Raw genomic sequence first — 5991 nt, 5'->3', positions numbered from 1 at the left:
ACGAGATTTTGCTCAAGACTTGCGAGGGTGCCGGCGTTCAGATGCTGGAAAGCCCGATGAGCATCACCGGCATGGTGAACGTGGGCGAAGGCGCCATGACCATCGGCTTCGCCGCCGAAGAGCACGTGGCGGAGTTCTGATGCGCCTTGCCGTCTTCGTTTCCCTGGTGGTGTTGGGCTTCCTGGCGTACCTGCCTGCCAGCCGCGCCACGGACATCTACAAGTGCACCGCCAGCCATGGCGAGGTCACCTACCAGAACATGCCGTGCCCGCACGGGTCGAAGTCCGAGAAGCGGGTGATCGACGATACCGAGCCGATGACCACGCCACCCGCGCCGTTGCCGCCGGTGGCGCCGACGCCCCCTCCCCAACCTGCGCAGATCAATGCCTTGCCACCGCCTCCACCTTCGATCCCGGTGATGTACGGCTGCGTGCGCGCCACTGACGGCACGCCCTACACCAGTAACGGACCGGGCCAGCCATACCTGGCGCCAGCGGGCGTCGTGGGCAGCTATGGCAGCTCGCTATCGGCCCAGGCCGTGCCCTCGGCACCGGAATTCAACCACGGCAAGGTCAACGGCCAGCTGATCGGCAGCAACTACGTCTGGGTGCAAGACAGTTGCCACCAGCTTTCGCCGGAAGAAACCTGCAAGGCCTTGCAGGACCAGTTGGACGAGAACGGCGACAAGCTGCGCAAGGCTTTCAAGAGCCAGCAGCCGCCCTTCGAACAGCGTGACGCGGAGCTGCGCGCGCAGCTGAAGGGCTGCGGTCCGTAGCGCGAATCTAGAAGCCGTAACGCAGGAAACCGCCGTCCACCGCTACCACCTCGCCGGTGATGTAGCTTGCCGCCGGCAGGCACAGGAAGGCCACTGCGGCAGCCACTTCCTCCGGCTCCCCGATGCGGCGCATCGGCGTGTGGTCGAGCACTTCCTCAAGATAATCCGCATCGGCCAGCGCCGGTTCCGAACGCTGGGTACGGATGTACCAGGGCGCCACGGCATTCACGCGGATGCCGTCTTCAGCCCACTCCACGGCCAGGTTCCGCGTGAGCTGGTGCACGGCGGCCTTGGTCATGCCATAGACCGAGCCCGTGCGCACGTGGATCGCGCCGGACACCGATCCCACGTTCACGATGGCGGCATTGCCGTGCTGCACCAGGTGCGGATAGGCCAGGCGGCACATCTCGAAGGCGGAAAACACATTGGTTTCGAAGAGGCGGCGGTAGTCGTCGGACGAATAGTCCATCGTGGCCGCCGGCGCGTTGCCGCCGACATTGTTCACCAGCAGTGACAGCGGACTGCCGAGGTCGGCGATCCAGTCCAGTACCGCCAGGCGGTCTTCAGCGTCCGTCAGGTCGGCGGCCAGTGCCAGCACCGACGCATGCGGGGCTTCGTCGGCGAGTTCGGCGCGAACGTGATCCAGGTGGATCTCGTCACGGGCCACCAGCAGCAGGTCCGCGCCCAGCGCGGCCAACTCGCGCGCGCAGGCGTACCCAATGCCCTTGCTCGCACCGGTCACCAGCGCCGTCTGGCCGTCCAGTTGCCAGCTTGCCAGCCGTGGATGCATCGTGGATCTCCATGGGAAGGGTGTGGGGTCAGAGTAATTACTCTGACCCCGGGGCGCGAGCCCGTCGCGTTATGCTTCCGGTCATGGACCAGGCCAATCTCCTGCTCGACATCGACCATGCCACCGTGCTCCGCGGCGACCGCGCCCTGCTGGCGGACTTCAGCCTGCGCGTTGCCGACGGCGAGCACACGGCGATCCTCGGCCCCAACGGTTCGGGTAAATCCACCCTGGTACGGATGATCGAGCGCCGTCTCTACCCCCTCTCGCCCGGTGACGGGCGTGACCCGGTACGCGTGTTCGGCCGCGCCCGCTGGGATGTCACCGAGCTTCGTCGCCTGATCGGCGTGGTGTCGGCGGAGCTGCGGCGGGACTTCGAGACCCTCGATGGCCTTCGCGTGCGCGAGGTGGTGCTGTCGGGATTTTTTGCCTCGCTGGTGCTTGGACTGGACCACGACGTCACCCACGACATGCAGCAGGCTGCCACCCGGGCCCTGGAAAGGGTGGGCATCCTGGCGCTGGCCGACCGGGAAGTCGCCACATTGTCCACCGGCGAGGCGCGCCGCGTGCTGATTGCCCGTGCGCTGGTCTACCAGCCGCGCGCCCTGCTGCTGGACGAGCCCTGCACCGGCCTGGACCTTTCCGCACGACGGGAATTCCTTGGCCGCCTGCGGGAACTGGCCCAGGGCGGCACCACCCTGGTGGTGGTCACCCACCACATCGAGGAAATCATCCCCGAGATCGGCCGCGTGGTGATGATCCGCGACGGCAAGGTGTTCGCCGATGGCCCGAAGGCGGAAATCCTGGGCGGCGACGCGCTGTCGCGCCTGTTCGACATGCCGCTGCGCGTGCAGCGGAACGAGACCTGGTATTCGGCGAGGGTAGCTTGATGAAGAACACACGGTCATGGCGCGCATGCGCACTGGCAACCGTCACGGCGCTGGCTGTCGGCTGCTCCCATCCCCCGCCGCCCGACCCGAACGCACCGCCCACGCCACAGGCGGCGCAGTCCACGGCCAGGCCATATAACCCGCTGGACCCGCTGCTCAAGACCCGCGATCGAGCCCGCGCGGTGCAAACCACCGTGGACCAGCAGCACGCCACGCAAGACGCGGCGGTGGAAGACCAGTCGAAATAATACGGTTGCCTACTGCGGCGAGCAGAAGCAGTAGGCGTAGATGTTGGGGCGGCCGGCCTGCGCGTGTTCGAGCAGCTTCAACTCCGGCAGGCGCTCGTCGATGCTCGAGAGCCACTTCGGCAGGGTCATGCCCCAGGAGCGCCCGATCGCCAGCGCAGCGCTATCGTTCATGCTGGTGACCGCGCGGCCGAAGGTACCCAGGTCCGCCTCGATGTAACGCGTGGGTGCATCCTTGCCGAGCTTCGCTTCGCTGCGAGCCAGGGCGATGGCGTCGCTGAGGCCGCCGAGCTTGTCCACCAGCCCGCGGTCGCGCGCCTGCGCGCCTGTCCACACGCGGCCCTGGGCGATGGCATCGATGCTGGCGAAATCCTTGCCACGCGCCGCGGCCACGCCACCGACGAAATCACGGTAGCCCTTGTCGATGATCGACTGCACCACCATGCCGATCTTCGGATCCAGCGGCCGGGTAATGTCGAAGGAGCCCGCCAGCGGGCCCACGGCCACGCCGTCCGAATGCACGCCGATCTTGTCCAGCGCGTTGGGCACCGTATAGAACATGCCGAAGATGCCGATGGAACCGGTGATGGTGTTGGGTTCGGCGAGGATCGCGTTGGCGTTCATCGAGATCCAGTAACCGCCGCTGGCGGCGACGTCGCCCATCGAGACGATCACGGGAATGCCGGCCTCGCGCGTTTGCGCCACTTCGCGGCGGATCTGCTCGGCGGCGTACACCTCGCCGCCCGGGGAATCCACCCGCAGCACGAGGGCAGCGGTTTTCTTGTCCAGGCGCGCCTTGCGGATCAGCGCGGCGGTGGATTCGCCGCCGATCTGGCCCTGCGGCTGCTTGCCACTGACGATCTCGCCTTCGGCGACCACCACGGCCACGCCGGGCTTGCTGTTGAACGGGCTGATGGAGGCGATCTGCGCGTTGTAACGCTCAAGCGAAACGCTGCGCACGCCTTCGCCGTTCTTGCCGGCGGGTACACCGTCCTTGCGCAGGCCGTCGATCAGTTCTTCCTCGGTGGCCAGGCCGTCGACCAGGTGCTGGTCCAGCGCCAGTTGGGCGATGTTGCCGCGCGCCGAGGCGATCTGCTGGGGCATGCTGTCGATGGACGCGCGAAGTTTGGCCGGGTCGATCTTGCGCGCCGCAGCCACTTCGGAAAGCCAGGTGTCCCACAGGCCGCCCAGGTAGAACGTATCGGCGGCCTTCGACTCCGGCGAAGCGTGGTCCAGGATGAAGGGCTCCGCGGCGGACTTGAACTGCCCCACGCGGAACAGGTGGACGTCCACGCCGATCTTGTCCAGCAGGTTCTTGTAGAACAGCCGGTAATTGGCAAGACCCGTGGGCAACACGCTGCCCTGCGGATCGAGCAGGATTTTCGAGGCGTGCGATGAGAGGTAGTACTGGCCCTGGTCGAGGTTGGCGGCCCAGGCGATCACCGGCTTCCCGGTGGCGCGGAAGCGATCGATCGCCGCTCCCACTTCGCGCAAGGCGGCGAAACCGCCAGCCTGCAGGTCGTCCACATCCAGCACGATGCGCGAGATACGCGAATCGGTGGCGGCATTGTCGATGGCACCGACGAGGTCGCGTACCTGCACTTGCCTTGTCTTGTTCCCCGACAGGCGCGAGATGGCCGCGCCGATGGGATCGCTGAACTGCTCCACCAGCCGGCCTTCAGGCCGGATCAGCAACACGCTGTCGTCCTTGACCATGCGCAGTTCGCGGCTGCCCACGGCGCCGAGGAAAACGAACAGCAGCACGATGAACAGAACGCCGAAGAACAGCAGGTTCAACACCACCAGCCGCGTGATGTTGATGCCACGCCCCAGGGCCTTCAGGAAGGCCCAGAAGCCATTGGGCCGACGCGCGGGCGCGGCCGCCTGCACCCGCACCTGAGCCGGCCCGGGTGCGGGGGGCGGTGGCGGCGGTGGGTAGGCAGGTGGCAGCTGGTCGCTCATGCAGAAAATCCGGTGGGCCCGGTGCGCAGCGTAGCCGTTCCCGGGGGGGCGGTCACGTGACGGAAGTCCACCTGGCGCGCCGGGCCACCCGGTAGAAACGCCCGAATAACAATGCCGCGGCAGCGGTGAGCCCGGCGATCAGGCCGATCCACATGCCGGGGGCGCCCAGGCCCATGGGAAAGCCCAGGTACCAGCCCACCGGCATGCCGATCATCCAATAGGCCACCAGGGTGATCGCCATGGGTACCCGGGTGTCCTTAAGACCCCTTAGCGCGCTGTTGGAGGCCACCTGGATGCCGTCGGAAAACTGGAACATGCCGGCGAACAACAACAGTTGCGCCGCCATCGCGATCACGGCCGGGTTGTTGGAATAGATCGCCGCGATACCGTGCGGCAGGCCCAGCATCAGCGCCACCGCCACCAGTTGCACGGCGATCACCAGGCCTATGCCGCAGAAACCTGCGTAGCGCACGCCGGTCGCATCGTTGCGGCCTACCGCGTTCCCCACGCGCACCGTAATGGCCATGGACAGGCCCAATGGCACCATGAACGACATCGACGCCACGTTCAGCGCAATCTGGTGGCTGGCGGCCACCGTCTCGCCCAGGCGGCCGATCAGCAGCGCCACGGCCACGAACATGCCCGCTTCCATCAACAAGGTGATGGCCATCGGGACGCCGATGTGCAACAGCGGGGCGATCTTCGACCAGCGGGGCAAGGCAAGGCGTTGGCGCAGGTTGATATCGCGATAGGCGCGATGGGTCAGGATGTAGGTACCCAAACCGATCATCTCCAGCCAGATCGCCGCCGCGGTGGCGATACCGGTGCCGCGGGCGCCCATCGGCGGGAAGCCGAGCTTGCCGTACACCAGTACGTAGCCCAGAGGCGCCAGCACGAACAGGCCGCCGATGCTGAAGTACATCGACGGCAGCGGCATCGACAGCCCTTCGGACAGGCCGCGCAGCGCGAAGTAGGTGGTGAGCGCCGGCGCCGCCCAGCTGATCGCATGCAGGAAGGCCTGGACATCGTCGTGCAGCGAGGGCACCACACCGAAGGCGGTCATCAGCGGCGTGGCGTTGCGCGCGCCGAACCACAGCGCCGCGCCCAGGATCCAGGCGATCCACAGCGCCTGGTGGAAAATCGCGCCGATCTCGCCGCGCCGCTGCGCGCCATCGAGTTGTGACACCGTGGGCGGCACCGACATCATGGTGCCCAGGGCCAGCACCAGGGCCAGCACCCAGATACTGGTGCCGGTGACCACCGCCGCCTGCACGTGCGCACTGAAATGGCCGGCCAGGATGGCGTCGATCGCATTGGGCGCCATCGCCGACA

6 protein-coding genes and 1 pseudogene are annotated in these 5991 nt (G+C 66.9%); 4 read left to right on the top strand and 3 right to left on the bottom strand.

All coding sequences use genetic code 11. From position 1 onward, the window contains the following. Together VK519_RS09525 and VK519_RS09520 are read left to right on the top strand one after the other, a co-directional pair. A pseudogene (locus tag VK519_RS09525) lies at nt 1–140 on the top strand (DegV family protein); the annotation flags it as partial. After that, on the top strand, nt 140–775 hold the full coding sequence (locus VK519_RS09520; protein WP_324349312.1) for a DUF4124 domain-containing protein: 636 nt from the start codon (nt 140–142) through the stop codon (nt 773–775). The pseudogene VK519_RS09525 and the gene VK519_RS09520, both read left to right, overlap by 1 nt. 7 nt (nt 776–782) lie before the next feature. On the opposite strand, the gene VK519_RS09515 is transcribed toward VK519_RS09520, so the two are convergent. Continuing rightward, a complete protein-coding gene (locus tag VK519_RS09515) occupies nt 783–1565 on the bottom strand; it encodes an SDR family oxidoreductase (RefSeq protein ID WP_324349311.1) in 783 nt (260 codons plus the stop codon). Between the two features lie 83 nt (nt 1566–1648). Between VK519_RS09515 and VK519_RS09510 the strand changes: the two genes are divergently transcribed. Together VK519_RS09510 and VK519_RS09505 are read left to right on the top strand one after the other, a co-directional pair. Then, complete coding sequence (locus VK519_RS09510; protein ID WP_324349309.1) at nt 1649–2452, top strand: ABC transporter ATP-binding protein; 804 nt, start codon at nt 1649–1651, stop codon at nt 2450–2452. After that, complete coding sequence (locus VK519_RS09505; RefSeq protein WP_324349307.1) at nt 2452–2700, top strand: hypothetical protein; 249 nt, start codon at nt 2452–2454, stop codon at nt 2698–2700. Before VK519_RS09510 ends, VK519_RS09505 begins: the two co-directional genes overlap by 1 nt. 9 nt (nt 2701–2709) lie before the next feature. Here the strand turns inward: VK519_RS09505 and sppA are convergent, their stop codons facing one another. Further along, complete coding sequence (gene sppA, locus VK519_RS09500; RefSeq protein WP_324349305.1) at nt 2710–4659, bottom strand: signal peptide peptidase SppA; 1950 nt, start codon at nt 4657–4659, stop codon at nt 2710–2712. A gap of 52 nt (nt 4660–4711) precedes the next feature. Beyond that, on the bottom strand, nt 4712–5991 hold a 1280-nt coding region (locus VK519_RS09495; protein WP_324349304.1), incomplete at its 5' end, for an MATE family efflux transporter.

The organism is Pinirhizobacter sp. (assembly GCF_035317885.1).
In the GTDB taxonomy this organism is placed as follows: domain Bacteria; phylum Pseudomonadota; class Gammaproteobacteria; order Xanthomonadales; family Rhodanobacteraceae; genus Pinirhizobacter.
Note: the sequence above shows the minus strand (reverse complement) of the source record. Positions and strands in the feature narration are given on the sequence as shown.